The following is a 15,938-nucleotide window of genomic DNA, read 5'->3' on the forward strand; positions in this document are numbered from 1 at the left end:
CCGTCCGCACCCGGACGGGGCCCCTCCGCGAAAACCGCCTCGGCCGGTCAGCGCGAGCGCTTGGCGAGCCGCTCCACGTCCAGCAGGATCACGGCACGCGCCTCCAGGCGCAGCCAGCCGCGGCCCGCGAAGTCGGCCAGGGCCTTGTTCACGGTCTCGCGGGAGGCGCCGACGAGCTGCGCCAGCTCCTCCTGGGTGAGGTCGTGGACGACGTGGATGCCCTCCTCCGACTGCACGCCGAAGCGGCGCGACAGGTCGAGGAGCGCCCGGGCGACACGGCCGGGAACGTCGGAGAAGACCAGGTCGGACATCTGGTCGTTGGTCTTGCGCAGGCGCCGGGCGACGGCGCGCAGCAGCGCGGTCGCGACCTCGGGCCGGGCGTTCAGCCACGGCTGGAGGTCACCGTGGCCGAGGCCGAGGAGCTTGACCTCGGTCAGCGCGGTGGCGGTGGCGGTGCGGGGGCCCGGGTCGAACAGCGACAGCTCGCCGATCAGCTCTCCGGGGCCGAGGACGGCCAGCATGTTCTCGCGGCCGTCGGGGGAGGTGCGGTGGAGCTTCACCTTGCCCTCGGTCACGACGTAGAGCCGGTCGCCGGGGTCGCCCTCGTGGAACAGGGCGTCGCCGCGTGCGAGGGTCACCTCGGCCATGGAGGCGCGGAGCTCCGCGGCCTGCTCGTCATCGAGCGCCGCGAAGAGCGGGGCGCGCCGCAGAACGTCGTCCACGAGTCTCTCTCCTATGTCGACCAGCCAGTGGGGACCGCTCCCCATTTTGCCGGACGGCTCAAACAGTGCGATCAATCACAAGGATGCCGGACGGATGGGCGTGCTGTGCGGCGAGAGGCCGATCCGGGTGGTGTTACCTGAGGTCCGGGCGGGTGTCAGCGCCCGCCCTTAGGCTGGCCGGGTGTCCAATAAGCCGGTGAGAGCACAGGCCATGGGGTCCGCGGGAGTGACGGCGACCCAGAATTCAGCCGTGGGCGAACAAGCCCATGATGAGGCGTCCGAAAAGGTGCGACCTGTCCCCTTGGGCAAAGGTTCGGCCAAGAAACCGGTGGCGGCGAAGCCGGAATCGCGCCTCGCGATGGTCCGCCGGGCCCGCCGCATCAACCGCGAGCTCGCGGAGGTGTACCCGTACGCCCATCCGGAGCTGGACTTCCGCAATCCCTTCGAGCTGCTGGTCGCGACGGTCCTGTCCGCGCAGACGACCGACCTGCGCGTGAACCAGACGACCCCGGCCCTCTTCGCCGCCTATCCGACCCCCGAGGACATGGCCGAGGCCGTGCCCGAGGAGCTGGAGGAGATCATCCGGCCGACCGGGTTCTTCCGGGCGAAGGCGAAGTCCCTGATGGGCCTCTCGCAGGCGCTCCGCGACGACTTCGGCGGCGAGGTGCCGGGCCGGATCGAGGACCTCGTCACCCTGCCCGGAGTCGGCCGCAAGACGGCCAACGTGGTGCTCGGCAACGCCTTCGGGGTTCCCGGGATCACGGTCGACACCCACTTCGGCCGGCTGGTGCGCCGCTTCAAGTGGACCGAGCAGGAGGACCCGGAGAAGGTCGAGGCGGAGATCTGCGCGATCTTCCCCAAGAGCGAGTGGACGATGCTGTCCCACCGCGTCGTCTTCCACGGCCGCCGCATCTGCCACGCCCGCAAGCCCGCCTGCGGCGCCTGCCCCATCGCTCCGCTCTGCCCGGCCTACGGAGAGGGCGAAACGGACCCCGAGAAGGCGCGGAAGCTGCTGAAGTACGAGAAGGGCGGCCAGCCGGGCCAGCGCCTGTCCCCGCCCCCGGACTACCCGGGCCTCCCCGCGGCGCCGCTGGGAGCCCGTACGCAGCCCTGAGCGCGGGCGGCAGCGGACCCGGCGGGCGGAGACGGGCACGGCAGCGGGCACGGCGGCCGGGCGGCGCGGGGGCGCGCGACGCCGGGCCCCCGCGCCCCCGCCGGAACGAAACGGGAACCGGACCGCGTTCAGCGGTGTGGGAGACGGTGTTGACAGAGGCCACAGGAACGCGGACAGGGGTGCCCATGACGCGCGGTACGCAGGACGAGACCACGGCAGCCGCCCGCGAGGGGGACGGCCTGGTCCTCACGACGGACGGGCTTCCCTCCTGGCTCGACCCCGTCGTGGCGGCCGCCCGCAGCGTCCGGCCGCGCCAGCTCAGCCGCTTCCTGCCCCCGGAAGACGGCAGGGGCCGCCAGTCCGCGGTGCTGGTCCTCTTCGGCGAGGGCCCGCGCGGCCCGGAGCTGCTGCTCCAGGAGCGCGCCGGCAGCCTGCGCTCGCACGCCGGGCAGCCCTCCTTCCCCGGCGGCGCCCTCGACCCGGAGGACGGCGACCCGCACACCACCGGCCCGCTGCGCGCCGCCCTGCGCGAGGCGGAGGAGGAGACCGGGCTGGACCCGGCCGGGGTCCAGCTCTTCGGGGTGCTGCCGCGCCTGTACATCCCGGTCAGCGAGTTCGTGGTGACCCCGGTCCTCGGCTGGTGGCGCGAGCCCTCGCCGGTCGGCGCGGTGGACCCGGCGGAGACGGCCCGGGTCTTCACGGTGCCCGTGGCGGATCTCACGGACCCCGCCCACCGGGTCACCGTGGTCCACCCGCGCGGGCACGAGGGGCCCGGATTCACCGTGGAATCGGCCCTGGTCTGGGGCTTCACCGCCGGGGTCATCGACCGGATCCTGCACTTCTCGGGCTGGGAGCGACCGTGGGACCGCTCACGTCACGTCCCGCTCGACTGGCACGCATGAGACGGTGACCCTCGTGAACGTGCTGGACATCCTGTTGCTGGTCGCCGCCGTGTGGTTCGCGATCGTCGGCTACCGCCAGGGGTTCGTCGTCGGCATCCTGTCGGTGATCGGCTTCCTGGGCGCTGGCCTCATCGCCGTGTCCCTGCTCCCCCTGATCTGGGACCGGGTGACAGACAACGGAACCCAGGTGTCCACCACCGTGGTGGTGATCGCCGTCGTGGTCATCATCATCTGCGCCTCGATCGGCCAGGCGCTCACCACCCATCTGGGCAACCGGCTCAGACGCCACATCACCTGGTCGCCCGCCCGCGCGCTCGACGCGACCGGCGGCGCCCTGGTCAACGTCGTCGCCATGCTCCTCGTGGCCTGGCTGATCGGCTCGGCGCTCGCCGGGACCTCGCTGCCCACCCTGGGCAAGGAGGTCCGCAACTCCAAGGTGCTCCTGGGCGTGTCGCGGGTGCTGCCCGCCCAGGCGAACACCTGGTTCTCGGACTTCAGCTCCACGCTCGCCCGCAACGGCTTCCCGCAGGTCTTCAGCCCGTTCTCGAACGAGCCGATCACCGAGGTGAAGGCCCCCGACCCGGCCCTCGCCCGCAGCGGCGTCGCCCAGCAGGCCAAGCTCTCGATCGTGAAGGTCGTCGGCACCGCGCCCAGCTGCAGCAAGGTCCTGGAGGGCACCGGCTTCGTCTTCGCGCCGGGCAAGGTCATGACCAACGCACACGTCGTCGGCGGGGTCGTCGAGCCGACCGTGCAGATCGGCGGCGAGGGCAAGCTCTACGACGGCAAGGTCGTCCTCTACGACTGGGAGCGCGACATCGCCGTCCTGGACGTGCCCAAGCTGAAGGCCCCTGCGCTGGAGTTCACCGACAAGGACGCGACGAGCAGCAGCGACGCCATCGTCGCCGGCTTCCCGGAGAACGGCGCCTACGACGTCCGCGCGGCCCGTGTCCGCGGCCGGATCAACGCCAACGGCCCGGACATCTACCACCGGGGCACCGTCCGCCGCGACGTGTACTCGCTGTACGCGACCGTCCGCCAGGGCAACTCCGGCGGCCCGCTGCTGACGCCCGAGGGCAAGGTGTACGGGGTCGTCTTCGCGAAGTCCCTCGACGACCCGAACACCGGCTACGCCCTGACGGCGGACGAGATCCGCGACGACATCCGCGTCGGCAGGACCGCCGAGCGCCGGGTGGAGACCCAGGGCTGCGCCCTCTGACCCGTACGCGAGCGCGTACGGGCCGGCGGGGCGCCGCTCCCGGGCGCGTCACCGGCTGCTCCTACATGCGTGGATGGCGCAGCCGCGCCGAGACCCAGCGGGCGCGGCGGCGGAGGATGCGAGGGATCCCGAGCCGGGGGTCGTGGCCGTCCCGGCCGGTCCTGTCGTGCGTGCCCGGCACCCTGGCCGAGCGGCGTTCGCGTGTGGTGTCACCGTGGTCGTGCGTCCAGCCCATACAACGAGCTGTGCCCGGGGTCCAAGGTCCGTAACCCCGTCCGGGGCGGCCAATTGGCCTATGCGCCGGGCAATTGAAAGACCGTAGGACGACCGTACGGGCGACCGGACGGGCGATCGGACGGCCAGTCAGGCGGCGTGACCCCGCCGACCGCAGACGGCCCGTCAACGGTCGGGCTCGGGGTCCTTGAGCCAGTTCAGCAGCTCGGTGGTGAAGCCGTCCGGGTCCTCCTCGTGCGGGAAGTGCCCCAGGCCGTCGAAGAGCCGCCAGCGGTAGGGCGCTTCGACGTACTCGCCGGAGCCGGCCGCGCTGCGCGTGCGCATCACGGGGTCCAGCGAGCCGTGCAGGTGCAGCGTGGGCACCCGTACGGGCCGCTTCATCCGCCGGTAGAACTGGAGTCCGTCCGGGCGGGCCATCGACCGCATCATCCAGCGGTAGGGCTCGATCGAGCAGTGCGCGGTGGACGGGATGCACATCGCCCGCCGGTACACGTCCAGATCCGCGTCCTCCGGGAGCAGCGGCCCGGACCAGTCCCGGATCAGCTCCGCGACGAGGGCGCCGTCGTCGGCGACGAGCTGCCGCTCGGGGATGAACGGCCGCTGGAACCCCCAGATGTGGGAACTCGCGCGGGTCTGGCCGAAGTCGGCCATCATCGCCGAGCGCCAGCGGCGCGGGTGCGGCATCGAGGAGACGACCAGCCGGCGCACCAGCTTGGGCCGCATCACGGCCGCCGTCCAGGCGAGGTAGCCGCCCAGGTCGTGTCCGACGAGGGCGGCGTCCGGCTCGCCGAGGGAGCGGATGACTCCGGTGATGTCGAGCGCCAGGTTCGCCGGGTCGTAGCCGCGCGGGGTGCGGTCGCTGCCGCCCACCCCGCGCAGGTCCATGGCCACGGCGCGGTATCCGGCGTCCGCGAGGGCGGTGAGCTGGTGCCGCCAGGTCCACCAGAACTGCGGGAACCCGTGCAGCAGCAGTACCAGCGGCCCGTCACCGACCTCCGCGACGTGGAAGCGGGCGCCGTTGGCGGCGACGTCCCGGTGCGTCACCGCCCGCCCGCCGGGCAGGTCGAGCCGTACCGCCGTGGCGGCGGTGGGCGGTGGGCCGGAGTCGGCCGAGGGCGCTGTCATGAGGACGAGCGTGCCACACCCACAGCCTGGTCACTCACCGGCCGCGGGTGCGGCTTGACGGTTCCCACCAGCGCGGCGGTCTGCTTGACGGAGTCCATGGTCTTCACCGGCGGCTTGATCTTCTTGAACTTCGCCACCGCCAGGAGCCCGATCAGGCCCGCGAGCAGCCAGAACGCGCCGCCGACGATGAGGAAGGACCAGGCCAGCCCGAGACCGAGATTGTGGATGCCGTAGGCCGCGGCGAAACTCAGTACGGGGAGGGAGAAGAGCACGAGCACGCCGGCCGCGATCGCGGCACCGCTGCCGATGCCCGCGCGCTTGACGTCCTGCTTGATCTCGACCTTGGCGAGGGCGATCTCGTCGTGCACCAGGGCGGACATCTCGGCGGTGGCCGCGGCGACCAGCTGGCCGAGTGTGCGCTCGGCTCCCGGAGCCCCTTGGTCCACTGCGCTCATCTCTGTCTCCCTCTGTCGTCGTCTGCCGGCGGCTGTCCTCCGTCGTCCCTCAGATCATGCCGGACGGTCGGCGCGGGCGCTGGACCCGCCCGCCGCTTCCCCGGCGGCCGGGTCCGTCTCCCCGGCCCGCGCGAGGGCCACGGCGTCGGCCCTGCGGCGGTGTTCGGCGGCCTTCTCCTCGTGGATCCGCGCCATCCGCAGGTGGTAGTCGGGGTTGTCCTGCTCGTAGATGTCGGGGATCCCGTCGAGGTCCTCGTCGCGCTCCTCGGCCTCCGTCAGGGCGCGGTACTTGCGGTTGCGGAGCTTGAGCATGACGCTCGCGACGATCGCCGCGATGAGGGAGCCGATCAGTACGGCGGCCTTGACCTCGTCGGTGAGGACCTCGTCGCCGGCGAAGGCGAGTTCGCCGATCAGCAGGGAGACGGTGAAGCCGATGCCGGCGAGCGAGGCCACGGCGAGCACGTCGGGCCAGGCGAGGTCCTCGTTCAGCTCGGCGCGGGTGAAGCGGGCGGCCAGCCAGGTGCCGCCGAAGATGCCGACGGTCTTGCCGACGACGAGGCCGAGCACCACGCCGAGGGTCTCGGGGCGGGTGAAGACCTGTGCGATGGATTCGTCCGAAAGGGAGACCCCGGCCGAGAAGAGGGCGAAGAGCGGAACGGCCAGTCCGGCGGAGAGGGGGCGCACCAGGTGCTCGATGTGCTCGCCGGGGGAGTGCTCCTCGCCCTCCTCGCGGGTGCAGCGGAGCATCAGGCCCATGGCCACGCCGGCGATGGTGGCGTGGACGCCGCTGTTGTACATCAGGCCCCAGATGACCAGGGCGAGCGGGACGTAGACGTACCAGCCGCGGACGCCGGCGCGCAGCAGGAACCAGAAGAGGACCAGGCCCGCGACGGCGCCGCCGAGCGCCGCGAAGTTCAGGTCGCTGGTGAAGAACACCGCGATGATCAGGATGGCGAACAGGTCGTCGACGACGGCCAGGGTGAGCAGGAAGGCGCGCAGCGCGGAGGGCAGGGAGGTGCCGATGACCGCGAGGACGGCGAGCGCGAAGGCGATGTCGGTGGCGGTCGGGACGGCCCAGCCGGCGGTCGAGCCGTCGCCCAGGGTGTTGACCAGGAAGTAGACGAGTGCGGGAACCGCCATGCCGCATATCGCGGCGATGACCGGGAGGGCGGCCGCCTTGGGGTCGCGCAGGTCGCCCGCGACCAGCTCGCGCTTGAGCTCGATTCCGGCGACGAAGAAGAAGACCGCGAGCAGTCCGTCGGCGGCCCAGTGCTGGAGGGAGAGGTCCAGGCCGAGGGAGGCGGGGCCGATGTGGAAGGAGCGGACGCTGTCGAAGCTCGCCGACAGGGCGGGGATGTTCGCCCACAGGAGGGCCGCGATCGCGGCCACCAGCAGCAGGACGCCGCCGACGGTCTCCGTGCGCAGGGCGTTCGCGACGAAGCGGCGCTCGGGCAGGGAGAGGCGGCCGAGCAGTTTGCGGCGGGGTGTGGGCGTGGCCACGGAGAAACCTCCGGTCGGTCGACGGCATGACACATGCAGTTGCCGACCAGACTTCCCGGCGCACCCTGAGATTTCGGGCGTCACATTTTGACGCTTCTCATATTTTACAGGGTCCGTCTTTTACGGGGCCCGTTCGGTCGTATCGGGTGATCTTCACCTTAAACGGGCGGGGGGCGTCCGGCGCGCTGTGCGCCGGACGCCCCCGGGGGCTCGGTTGCCCGCTGCCGGTCAGTCCTCGTCGGAGGAGGCGGGCAGCTTCGTCTGGATCAGGTCCATCACGGAGGAGTCGGCCAGCGTGGTGACGTCGCCGACCGCGCGGTTCTCCGCCACGTCGCGCAGCAGACGGCGCATGATCTTGCCCGAACGGGTCTTGGGGAGCTCCGCCACCGGCAGGATCCGCTTCGGCTTCGCGATCGGGCCGAGGGTGGCGCCGACGTGGTTGCGCAGCTCGGCGACGAGGCCCTCGGTCTCCGAGGCGGTGCCGCGCAGGATCACGAAGGCCACGATCGCCTGGCCGGTCGTCTCGTCGGCCGCGCCGACCACGGCCGCCTCGGCGACCGAGGGGTGCGAGACGAGGGCCGACTCGACCTCGGTCGTGGAGATGTTGTGGCCGGAGACGAGCATGACGTCGTCGACCCGGCCGAGCAGCCAGATGTCGCCGTCGTCGTCCTTCTTGGCACCGTCGCCGGCGAAGTACTTGCCCTCGAAGCGCGCCCAGTAGGTGTCGATGAACCGCTGGTCGTCACCCCAGATGGTGCGCAGCATCGACGGCCACGGCTCGGTGAGGACCAGGTAGCCGCCACCGCCGTTCGGGACCTCGTTGGCCTCGTCGTCCACGACGGTGGCCGAGATGCCGGGCAGGGCGCGCTGCGCCGAACCGGGCTTGGTCGCGGTGACGCCCGGCAGCGGGGAGATCATCATGGCGCCGGTCTCGGTCTGCCACCAGGTGTCCACGATCGGGCAGCGGTCGCCGCCGATGTGCTTGCGGTACCAGATCCAGGCCTCGGGGTTGATCGGCTCGCCGACCGAGCCCAGTACGCGCAGGCTCGACAGGTCGAACTTCGCGGGGATGTCGTCGCCCCACTTCATGAACGTACGGATCGCCGTGGGCGCGGTGTAGAGGATGGTGACGCCGTACTTCTGCACGACCTCCCAGAACCGGCCCTGGTGCGGGGTGTCCGGCGTGCCCTCGTACATCACCTGGGTGGCGCCGTTCGCGAGCGGGCCGTAGACGATGTACGAGTGCCCGGTCACCCAGCCGATGTCGGCGGTGCACCAGTAGACGTCGGTCTCCGGCTTGAGGTCGAAGACGGCGTGGTGGGTGTACGAGGCCTGCGTGAGGTAGCCGCCCGAGGTGTGCAGGATGCCCTTCGGCTTACCCGTGGTGCCCGAGGTGTACAGGATGAACAGCGGGTGCTCGGCGTCGAAGGCCTGCGGGGTGTGCTCCGTGGACTGGCGGCCGACCAGGTCGTGCCACCAGACGTCCCGGCCCTCGGTGAAGGCGGTGTCCTGGCCGGTGCGGCGCACCACGAGGACGTGCTCGACCTGCGGGCACTTGGTGACGGCCTCGTCGATGGCGGGCTTGAGGGCGCTGGGCTTGCCGCGGCGGTAGCCGCCGTCGGCGGTGATGACGAGCTTGGCGTCGGCGTCCTGGATGCGGGAGGCGACGGCGTCGGCGGAGAAGCCGCCGAAGACCACCGAGTGCGCGGCGCCGACGCGGGCGCACGCGAGCATCGCGACGACCGCCTCGGGGATCATCGGCAGGTAGACGGCGACCCGGTCGCCGGCCTGGACGCCGAGCTCGGTGAGGGCGTTGGCGGCCTGGGAGACCTCGTCCTTGAGCTGGGCGTAGGTGATCGAGCGGCTGTCGCCGGGCTCGCCCTCGAAGTGGATGGCGACGCGGCCGCCGTTGCCGGCCTCCACGTGCCGGTCCACGCAGTTGTACGCGACGTTGAGCTTGCCGTCGGCGAACCACTTGGCGAAGGGCGGGTTGCTCCAGTCGAGCGTCTGGGTGGGCTCGGTGTCCCAGCTCAGCCGGCGTGCCTGCTCGGCCCAGAAGCCCAGCCGGTCCTCGGCGGCCTGTGCGTACGCCGCCTCGGTCACGTTGGCGGCGGCGGCCAGATCGGCAGGCGGTGCGAACCGCCGCTCTTCCTTGAGCAGGTTGGCCAGGCTGTCAGTGCTCACGACATCTCCCTTTCCCAGAGTTTCCGTTGTCCCCGGGCATAGCTGTGTCTCCGGGCATAGCTCATCAGTCGGATGCCCAGGTGACAAGGGGTAGCCGAAAATTGGTTTAGACCTATATCACGACCGGGAGGGTCGCGGCGCAGGTCCACGAGCAGGTCCCCGGGCGGGCCACGAGCGGTTCCACGAGCAGTTCCACGGCGTACGAATGGCCCCTTCCCGCTGCAGGGTGCGGGAAGGGGCCAACAGCTTGCACGGATCAGGGAGGCTATCGGTTCAGGACGGCCGTCGATCACACGCTCTGGCCGACGCTGTCGAAAACCCGACAGTCGAAGAAGTCCTCTCCCTCGGAGAGCAGATAGGCCTGAGCCTCGCCCACGTGGAAGTACATCCCGTGCAGCTCCAGCGTGCCCTCGGCGAGCCGGCGGGCCACCGATTCGTGGGCCCGCAGGTGCTCCAGCTGCTGCACCACGTTGGTCAGGCAGAGCTGTTCCACGGCGTCGGCCGGGAGCCGTCCGGAGATCCGGGCCCAGGCGTGGTGCCGGCTGCCCATCCGCTCCAGGCTGGGCAGACCGTGCCGCAGCCAGCGCGTCAGCGGGGTGATCGGGGCTTCGGGGTGGGAGTTCAGCAGGGCCTGCATGGCCCCGCACCCCGAGTGCCCGCACACCGTGATGCTGGCGACCTTGAGCACGTCCACGGCGTACTCGATGGCCGCGGCGACCGAGTCGTCGGTGGCTTCCACCCCGGGCAGCGGGACGAGGTTGCCCACGTTGCGGACGGTGAAGAGGTCGCCCGGACCGCTCGCCGTGATCATGCTGGTGACCAGGCGGGAGTCCGCGCAGGTCAGGAAGAGCTGCGAAGGGCGCTGCCCCTCACGGGCCAGCCGGGCCAGCTCGTCGCGGACGTGCGGGGCGGTGTCCCGCTGGAAGGCGCTGATCCCGCTGGCCAGTTGGCCGGCCCCGCGCCGGCGGGGTGCCGTCTCGGCGGCCGGGGCCCCGGACGCGCTGGGGATCGTACGCGCGGCCGCGCCGCCGGAGGCCGCCGCGAGGGCGGGGGCGTGCGCCGGGCGGTGGTCGCAGTGGTTCTGCCAGGGTGTCCAGGGGCGGCAGCAGTGGTGCGCCCCGCGCCCGGACTCGGTCCGCTGGTGGCCGCCGGCCGCACCGGACTTGGAACCGGCCCGGCCGTGTTCGGCGGGGGAGGCGGCGGGGACGGGGAACGGGCCGGGCACCGGACCGGAGGGCGGGTTCGCGTCCGCGGCCGCCTCCGCGCTCTTGCCCGCGCCCCTGCCCTCGTCCGTGTACCCGTGTGTGTACCTGTCCGTGTTTTCGTCCCTGTCCCTGTCCGTGTCCCCGTCCGGGCCGGTGCCCGTGAGGGCCCGCCCCCCGCGGCCGGTGAGTTCCAGCGATCCGCCGTGCGCCAGATGCGAGTTCTGCCAGTCCTGCAGGGCCTCGTAGGCCGCGTGGTCCATGAACGAGCCGTCCAGCTCGACCACCACGTGCCCGCCGTGCGGGACCTGGCTCAGCACCCGGCTCAGCCGGGGGACGGCCAGGAAGGTCAACTGGCCGCGGGCGCGGACCCGGTGTGCGCCGTCCAGCTCGGCCAGCGTGATCCGGGTCCGGGTGAGCCGGCGCAGGGCCAGGGCCACGGCGACCGCGATCCCGACGGCCACGCCCTCCAGCACCCCGCCCAGCACCACGGCGACGATGGTCGTCGCGTAGACCAGCACCTCGCCGTGCCGGGTGACCGTGCGCAGGTGCGTGATGCTGACCATCTGCACGCCGACGGCCATGACCAGGGCGGCCAGCGCCGCGAGCGGGATGAGGTCGAGGACGGGGACGAGCAGTCCCGCCGCGAGCACCACCCACAGTCCGTGGAACATGGCTGATTTTCGGCTGACGGCACCCGACTTCACATTGGCCACGCTGCGCACGGCCACGCCCGTGATGGGCAGGCCGCCCAGCATGCCGGAGACGATGTTCGCCGCGCCCTGGCCGCGGAGTTCGCGGTCGAGGTCGGCGCGGGGCGGGCGGTTGTCCGTACCGCGCTCGGAGGCGATCAGCTTGTCGGTGGCGACCGAGGACAGCAGCGACTCCACGCTGCCGACCAGCGTGATGGTCAGGACGGCGGCGATCAGTCCGAGCACCGGCCCCTCGGGCAGCTCGGGCAGGGCGTGGCTGCGCCAGGACGGCAGGTCCACCCGGGGGAGGGTGAGCCCGGCCAGCGCCGCGAAGGCGGTGGCGGTGGCGACGGCCGCGAGCGCGGCGGGCACCTTCCGCAGGGCGCGGCCCACCCGTCCGGGCAGTCTGCTCCACCCCAGCAGTACGCACACGGTCAGCGCGCTCACCCCGAGCGCCGCCGGATGCAGGTCGGCCAACTGGGCGGGCAGCCCGAGGACGTTGGCCACGGCGGAGCTCTGCGGACTGCCGCCGAGCACGATGTGCAGCTGGGCCAGGGCGATGGTCACGCCGATGCCCGCGAGCATTCCGTGCACGATCGCCGGGCTCACCATGAGCGCCGACCGGGCGGTGCGCAGGAGCGCGAGCCCGAGCTGGCAGACGCCGGCGAGGACGGTGATGGCGCAGGTGGTGCGCCAGCCGTAGCGCTGGATCAACTCGGCGGTGACCACGGTGAGTCCGGCGGCCGGGCCGCTCACCTGGAGGGGTGCTCCGCCGAACCGGCCGGCCACGATCCCGCCCACGGCGGCGGCCACCAGCCCCGCCTGGAGCGGGGCGCCGGTGGCGAGCGCGATGCCGAGGGAGAGCGGCAGGGCGATCAGGAAGACGGCGGCGGACGCGGACAGGTCCGCGGGGAGGTCCTGGAGCGGACCTCGCTTCTGCCGGCCGGTCGGTGCTGGGGTCGGGGCCTGGGCGGTGGCTGGGGAGGTGGCTGTCATGGGGTCCCGTCTCCTCTGAGGAGGGATGAAGCGGCGGGAGTCTCAACACTCGGTAAATGAATGGTAATGGAGAGTAAAGAACCGTGGTGGGTAATACGGGCAAATGGCCTAGGAATTGGCACTCAAGGGTGAATAGGTATTTTTTCTGGCTTGTCACACCTTCCTAAAACCGGACCGCATGGGACGTTCCATCGCGAAACGTGCCGCGATGGAACTGCGAGGGAGAGGTGTGCGGATGATCGCCGCCACGAAGAAGATCGCCGGCGGCCTGGTCGCCACGGCCCTGGTCCTGTGCGCCGCCGGGTGCAGCGGCTCCGGGCCGGCCAAGCCCGGGACCCCCGGCGGCCAGAACGCGAGGAAGGGCCCCGCCGCCCCGGACGCTCCCGGCAGCCTCAACCGCCTCATCGGTGACGGCTCGACGGCCTACACGGGCTCGCAGCCGAACGTACGGGCGCCGCAGAAGCTGAAGCCGGGTGAGAAGCCCCCGCAGTTCGTCGTGTTCTCGTGGGACGGCGCGGGCGAGGACAGCCAGAAGCTCTTCTCGCACTTCCGCGAGGTGGGCAAGCAGTACAACGCCCGGATGACGTACTTCCTCAGCGGGGTCTACCTGCTGCCGGAGGAGAAGCGTTCCCTCTACACCGCGCCTCAGCACTCCTCCGGCCTCTCCGACATCGGCTTCGGCGACCTCCAGGGCATCAAGGACACCGCCACCCAGGTCCGCGCGGCCTGGCTGGAGGGCAACGAGATCGGCACCCACTTCAACGGCCATTTCTGCGGCCCCGAGGGAGGCGTCGGCACCTGGTCGGTGGCGGAGTGGAAGAGCGAGATCAACCAGGCCAAGTCGTTCGTCAAGAACTGGAAGACGAACGCGGGCCTGAAGAACATGGCCCCGCTCCCCTTCGACTACGACAAGGAGCTGATCGGGGCCCGCACCCCCTGCCTCGAAGGCCAGAAGAACTTCATGCTCGCGGCCAAGGACATGGGTTTCCGCTACGACTCCAGCGGCATCAGCAAGCAGATCTGGCCCAAGAAGACGGACGGGCTCTGGGACCTGCCGCTCCAGCTGGTGCCCATGCCGGGGCGCGCCTTCGACACGCTGAGCATGGACTACAACTACATGGTCAACCAGTCCGGCACGACCACCCAGGGCGACCCCTCGCAGCACCAGTACTGGGGCGACCAGATGCGCGACGGCCTGCGGCAGGCGTTCGACCGGGCCTACCAGGGCAACCGCGCACCGCTGATCATCGGCAACCACTTCGAGTCGTGGAACGGCGGCACCTACATGCGGGCCGTCGAGGAGTCCATCAAGGGCATGTGCACCAAGCCGGAGGTGCGGTGCGTGCCCTTCCGGGAGCTCGCCGACTGGCTGGACGTCCAGAACCCGAAGGCACTGGAGTGGATGCGCACCCTCGACGTCGGCGAGGCGCCGAAGGAGGGCTGGACGAAGTTCCTCACCGCGGGGCCGCCGGCGCCTCCGGCCGCCCCGTCGGGCGCGGCGGTCAAGCCGGCTGAGGAGCGGGCCGCGGAGCAGGACGAGGGCTGACCAGGGCCTCGTGCAGGACGAAGGCGGGGTCGACCTGGTCTGCCAGGTCGACCCCGGTCTTTGCGTTCCCCCAGCTCTCGGCGTTGCGCAGGTGGAAGTGCACCATCTGCTCGGTGTACCTGTCCCAGTCGCGGTGCGCGTAGGAGTCCTCCGCCGCGTCCTGGAGCGCCTGGAGCGCGAGCCGGTTGCTCGCCTCCAGCAGCTCGAACGCGGCCGGGCGGCCCCGCTCCATCGCCCGCACCCAGTCGGAGTGGCCGAAGGTGACCAGCAGGTCCTCGCCCACCTCGTCCTGGAGGAACTCGATGTCCTCCGGGCCCTGCACCTTGTTGCCGACCACCTTGAGCACCACCCCGAAGTCCCGGGCGTACTCCTTGTACTGGCGGTAGACCGAGACGCCCTTGCGGGTGGGCTCGGCGACGAGGAAGGTCACGTCGAAGCGGGTGAACATGCCCGACGCGAAGGAGTCGGACCCGGCCGTCATGTCGACGACGACGTACTCGTCCGGGCCGTCGACCAGGTGGTTGAGGCAGAGCTCGACCGCGCCGACCTTCGAGTGGTAGCAGGCGACGCCCAGGTCGGACTCGGTGAAGGGGCCCGTCGCCATCAGCCGTACGGAATCCCCGTCGTCGAGCGGGAGCGTGCGCGCGCAGGCCGCGTAGACCGGGTTGTCCTCGGTGATGCGCAGCAGGCGCGACCCGGCGCCGGGCGGGGTGGTCTTGATCATGCTGTCGGCCGAGGCGATGCGCGGGTTGGAGCCGCGCAGGTACTCCTTGATCAGGGGCAGGTGCGCGCCCAGGGCGGGCAGCGCGGCGGCCTGCTCGTCGGTGAGCCCGAGGGCGGCCCCGAGGTGCTGGTTGATGTCGGCGTCCACCGCGACGACGGGGGCTTCATTGGCTGCGAGGTGGCGGATGAAGAGGGAGGACAGCGTGGTCTTGCCGCTGCCGCCCTTTCCCACGAAAGCGATCTTCATGTTCACCAAGAGTAGTGGGTCGATCGCGTGGAGTGGTCAAGGTGAGTGAAGAAGACCACTCCAAGGAGGGGTCGGTGCTATGGGTGCGCAGTGCGTAGGCTCCCTACTTATGAGTAGCGCTTCTGACCCGCTGGCGGCCCTCGGTTCCCTGCCGGGAGTCGCGGAGTCCGTGGATTCCGTACGCAAGGCCGTGGACCGCGTCTACGGGCACCGGGTGATGCGCCGGCGCAGCGGCGAGATCACCTCGGAGGCCGCCCTGCGCGGCGCCCGGGGCAGCGCGGCGCTGTCCGGTGCGGACTGGGCGCTGGAGGAGGTGCGTCGGCGGACCGACTTCGGGTCGGAGGACGAGGCGCGCACGGTGGGCGCGGCGCTGCGCCTGACGGCGGAGGCCGGGCAGCTGCTGAGCATCTGGCGCCAGTCGCCGATGCGGGTGCTGGCGCGCCTGCACCTGGTGGCGTGCGGGGCGACGGGCCCGGCGGTGGACGGGGCGGGTGACGTGGTCGGCCGGCCGCGACTGGCCGACGAGCCGGTGGACGAGCCCCTGGTGGGCCTCCCGCTCCCGGGCGCCGAGGAGGTCGCGGGCCGGCTGGACGGGCTGTCCCGGCTGGTCATCGCGGGCGGGTCCGCTCCGGCGCTGGTCACCGCCGCGGTGGTGCACGGGGAGCTGCTGGCCCTGCGGCCCTTCGCCTCGTACAACGGCCTGGTGGCGCGCGCGGCCGAGCGGATCGTGCTGATCAACAGCGGGCTGGACCCGAAGGCGATCTGCCCGGCGGAGGTCGGCCACGCGGAGCAGGGCGCCGAGGCCTACCTGAAGGCCTTCGAGGGGTACGTCTCGGGGACCGCGGAGGGAATGGCGGAGTGGATCGGGCACTGCGGCCGCTCGATCGAGCTCGGCGTCCGTGAGTCGACGGCGGTCTGCGAGGCGCTCCAGCGCGGCGCGGCCTGAGACGGTTCCGGCCGGGCGTGCCCGCCGGGCCGGGTGCGGCGTTCCGGCCGGGCACAGGGTTGCGGCGACACCGTACTGCTCTGGTGTCGCCGCTGGCATTCGCGCCCAGTTACCAAGCGTCCTCGATGGTTGCC

At 71.6% G+C, this 15,938-nt stretch carries 12 protein-coding genes; 5 read left to right on the plus strand and 7 right to left on the minus strand.

Annotated elements, in window-relative coordinates; translation table 11 throughout:
• Positions 1-47: 47 nt before the first annotated feature.
• Positions 48-722, minus strand: a complete 675-nt coding sequence (locus OG553_RS18390) for a Crp/Fnr family transcriptional regulator (protein WP_007264960.1) — start codon at positions 720-722, stop codon at positions 48-50.
• 358 nt (positions 723-1,080) lie between these two features.
• Here OG553_RS18390 and nth point away from each other — a divergent pair, with 358 nt between their 5' ends.
• The 3 genes from nth to OG553_RS18405 all read left to right on the plus strand — a co-directional run bounded on the left by nth (position 1,081) and on the right by OG553_RS18405 (position 3,954).
• The gene (gene nth / locus OG553_RS18395; RefSeq protein ID WP_405983069.1) at positions 1,081-1,836 is read left to right on the plus strand and encodes an endonuclease III; all 756 of its coding nucleotides are present in this window, start codon (positions 1,081-1,083) and stop codon (positions 1,834-1,836) included.
• Between the two features lie 185 nt (positions 1,837-2,021).
• A complete protein-coding gene (locus tag OG553_RS18400) occupies positions 2,022-2,738 on the plus strand; it encodes an NUDIX hydrolase (protein WP_405980025.1) in 717 nt (238 codons plus the stop codon).
• Between the two features lie 13 nt (positions 2,739-2,751).
• Positions 2,752-3,954 (plus strand): MarP family serine protease, encoded by a 1,203-nt coding sequence (locus OG553_RS18405; RefSeq protein ID WP_405983070.1) that lies wholly within the window; start codon positions 2,752-2,754, stop codon positions 3,952-3,954.
• A 399-nt stretch (positions 3,955-4,353) separates the two neighbouring features.
• On the opposite strand, the gene OG553_RS18410 is transcribed toward OG553_RS18405, so the two are convergent.
• The 5 genes from OG553_RS18410 to OG553_RS18430 form a co-directional block, all read right to left on the minus strand.
• The gene (locus tag OG553_RS18410; RefSeq protein ID WP_405980026.1) at positions 4,354-5,313 is read right to left on the minus strand and encodes an alpha/beta fold hydrolase; all 960 of its coding nucleotides are present in this window, start codon (positions 5,311-5,313) and stop codon (positions 4,354-4,356) included.
• Complete coding sequence (locus tag OG553_RS18415) at positions 5,310-5,768, minus strand: phage holin family protein (protein WP_007264954.1); 459 nt, start codon at positions 5,766-5,768, stop codon at positions 5,310-5,312. Before OG553_RS18415 ends, OG553_RS18410 begins: the two co-directional genes overlap by 4 nt.
• 54 nt (positions 5,769-5,822) lie before the next feature.
• Complete coding sequence (gene nhaA, locus OG553_RS18420; protein WP_405980027.1) at positions 5,823-7,268, minus strand: Na+/H+ antiporter NhaA; 1,446 nt, start codon at positions 7,266-7,268, stop codon at positions 5,823-5,825.
• A gap of 228 nt (positions 7,269-7,496) precedes the next feature.
• Entirely contained in the window at positions 7,497-9,452 is a 1,956-nt protein-coding gene (acs, locus tag OG553_RS18425; RefSeq protein WP_405980028.1) for an acetate--CoA ligase, read from the minus strand.
• Positions 9,453-9,741: 289 nt separating this feature from the next.
• Positions 9,742-12,342: a SulP family inorganic anion transporter gene (locus OG553_RS18430; RefSeq protein WP_405980029.1), complete on the minus strand. Its 2,601-nt coding sequence runs from the start codon at positions 12,340-12,342 to the stop codon at positions 9,742-9,744.
• Positions 12,343-12,577: 235 nt separating this feature from the next.
• On the opposite strand from OG553_RS18430, the gene OG553_RS18435 reads away from it, so the two are divergent.
• Positions 12,578-13,888: a hypothetical protein gene (locus OG553_RS18435; protein WP_405980030.1), complete on the plus strand. Its 1,311-nt coding sequence runs from the start codon at positions 12,578-12,580 to the stop codon at positions 13,886-13,888.
• Here the strand turns inward: OG553_RS18435 and OG553_RS18440 are convergent.
• Positions 13,845-14,858: an ATP-binding protein gene (locus OG553_RS18440; protein WP_405980031.1), complete on the minus strand. Its 1,014-nt coding sequence runs from the start codon at positions 14,856-14,858 to the stop codon at positions 13,845-13,847. The genes OG553_RS18435 and OG553_RS18440 overlap by 44 nt on opposite strands.
• 109 nt (positions 14,859-14,967) lie before the next feature.
• Here OG553_RS18440 and OG553_RS18445 point away from each other — a divergent pair, with 109 nt between their 5' ends.
• Complete coding sequence (locus OG553_RS18445) at positions 14,968-15,804, plus strand: oxidoreductase (protein WP_405980032.1); 837 nt, start codon at positions 14,968-14,970, stop codon at positions 15,802-15,804.
• The last annotated feature ends 134 nt before the right edge of the window (positions 15,805-15,938 follow it).

It is taken from the genome of Streptomyces sp. NBC_00158, from assembly GCF_045160885.1.
Taxonomy (GTDB): domain Bacteria; phylum Actinomycetota; class Actinomycetes; order Streptomycetales; family Streptomycetaceae; genus Streptomyces.